2 protein-coding genes are annotated in these 2,368 nt (G+C 43.2%); both read left to right on the top strand.

From position 1 onward, the window contains the following. Positions 1-208: 208 nt before the first annotated feature. The gene (trpE, locus tag LG34_RS00440) at positions 209-1,621 is read left to right on the top strand and encodes an anthranilate synthase component I (RefSeq protein ID WP_181369239.1); all 1,413 of its coding nucleotides are present in this window, start codon (positions 209-211) and stop codon (positions 1,619-1,621) included. Next, entirely contained in the window at positions 1,618-2,181 is a 564-nt protein-coding gene (locus LG34_RS00435) for an anthranilate synthase component II (RefSeq protein WP_109214353.1), read from the top strand. Before trpE ends, LG34_RS00435 begins: the two co-directional genes overlap by 4 nt. Positions 2,182-2,368: the final 187 nt, after the last annotated feature.

Below are 2,368 nucleotides of genomic sequence, written 5' to 3'. Positions count from 1 at the left end.
CGGCGCGGGCAAGAAAGATGTGCTATTAATAATGTTATTCGCGTAAGTGGGTGATGGCACACTTTCTTGTTATGTACAGCGATTCTAAGAAGAAACTATTAAAAAACGGTTCAGAATCGCGCACCAAGTCCCGGAAACATGTGACTTGATAAAAGCCTAACCTTAGAATCCACGGAGTGTTACAGGATAGAAAGGACTGGAAAATAAGATGAAACGTACATTGAGAGTTTACAAAAAGACCGTCAGTATCGTAAATGAGACAGCAATCGGCATGTATCAGAACCTGGTGGGAGACAAAGTAGGATTCCTGTTGGAAAGTTACGACAAGAATTATGACCGTTATACGTTTATGGGAGTGGAGCCGGAGGAGCTGATTTCTTCCGTGGGACAATCTCTGGTGATCACGAAAGCCGATGGCAGCAGAGAAGTGCGAAACGGAAATCCGCTGGATCTGTTAAAAGAATATTACAGCGAATTTGAGATAAAAAATGATCATGCGGAACTGAATTTCTCCGGTGGACTGGTTGGTCAGCTTGGTTACGATTTTATTCGCTACAGCGAAGTCTTACCAGACAACAATCCGGACGAAATTGGCATCGAAACCATTCAGATGATGCTGATGACAAAGTTTCTGATGATCGATCATGTGGCAGAGACCATGACTGCCGTGATTCTGGAAGCCGATGATGCAGACGGAAAGGCACAGGCATTAAAAGAAGCGGATGTGATGATTCAGGAAGCCAGAAAAAACAGAGGACAGGCCAGTGAATTTCAGTTCCATCGGGACGGAAAAATCATTCATCAGTCCGACAGCTTGGAAAAATACAGCGAAAAGGTAGAAAAAATCAAACATTACATTCGTGAAGGACATATTTTCCAGACGGTCTTATCCCAGAGATGGACACTGGAAACAAAACAGACCGGTTTTGATCTGTACCGGGAACTGAGAGAATTAAATCCATCCCCGTATCTGTATTATTTCAATTTCGGAACGTTTGAAGTCATCGGAAGTTCTCCAGAAATGATTGTAAAACAGCAGGGCAAACGCGTTTATACCTGTCCGATCGCCGGAACAAGACCGAGAGGAAAAAATGAAAAAGAAGACAAACGTCTGACAGAAGAACTTCTGGCAGATGAAAAAGAAAAAGCAGAACATGTCATGCTGGTGGATCTGGCGCGAAACGATATGGGACGGGTCAGCGAGTTTGGAAGTGTAAAAGTAACCGATTTCATGAAAATCCAATATTATTCCCACGTTATGCACATCGTATCTCTGGTAGAGGGACGGAAAAAAGGAAAATATCATCCATTTGATCTGGTATCATCCTTCCTTCCGGCAGGAACCTTAAGCGGAGCACCGAAGATCCGTGCCATGGAGATCATTGATGAACTGGAAACGGTACGCAGAGGCCTGTATGGTGGAGCAACCGGATATGTGGACTTCTCTGGAGACATGGATTTTTGTATCACGATCCGAACGATGATCAAAAAAGGCGAAAAAGTTTACCTGCAGGCGGGAGCCGGAATTGTAGCAGATTCCGTTCCGGAAAAAGAATATCAGGAGTGTTGCAACAAAGCAATGGCACTGGCAAAAACACTGGTAGCGGAGGAAGCATTATGATTTTACTGATTGATAATTACGATTCATTTACCTACAACTTATATCAATATATGGGAATCTTCCGGGAGGATATTGAGGTGGTGCGAAACGACAAGATCACCATCGAGGAGATCCGCCAGATGGCACCGGAAAAAATCGTGCTTTCCCCGGGACCGAAAAGCCCGAAAGAAGCCGGTATTTGTCTGGATGTGGTAAAAGAGTTTTACGATAAAATCCCGATTCTTGGTATCTGCCTGGGACATCAGACCATCGGCGAAGCACTTGGAGGAACTGTTACTTACGCAAAAGAGCTGTATCATGGAAAACAGTCACTGATCCATCACACCGGAACCGGAATTTTCGATGGCATCGAATCACCAATTCGGGTAGCCAGATATCATTCCCTGGCGGTATCCGCAGAGGATTTACCGGATTGTCTGGACGTATTGGCAACCACTGAGGATGGCGAGATCATGGCGATGCAGCATAAGAAATATCCGGTGATCGGATTACAGTTTCATCCAGAATCGGTGTACACCGAACACGGAAAACGCATGATGGAAAACTTCTTATCTCTATAAAATAAAAGCTCATAAAAATAAAGCAATTTTTGGACGATAAAATAAAGTGATTTTTAATTGATTTGAAAATACGAAACGTATGATTGAAAGATAAAAATAAATAACACAAATAGATGACGTAAAAAGTGAATGACACAAATTGTTTATCTCAGTCGAGAAGACTCCCACTTCTGCAAGTGGTGAGTAA

This window comes from Eubacterium ramulus, from assembly GCF_003122485.1.
Classification (GTDB): Bacteria; Bacillota; Clostridia; order Lachnospirales; family Lachnospiraceae; genus Eubacterium_I; species Eubacterium_I ramulus_A.
This window is presented reverse-complemented; position numbering and strand designations above follow the sequence as displayed.

Excerpts from the sequence above, each read along its gene's own strand:
- trpE (WP_181369239.1), top strand. The coding sequence starts at position 209 with ATGAAACGTACATTGAGAGTTTACAAAAAGACCGTCAGTATCGTAAAT.
- LG34_RS00435 (WP_109214353.1), top strand. The coding sequence starts at position 1,618 with ATGATTTTACTGATTGATAATTACGATTCATTTACCTACAACTTATAT.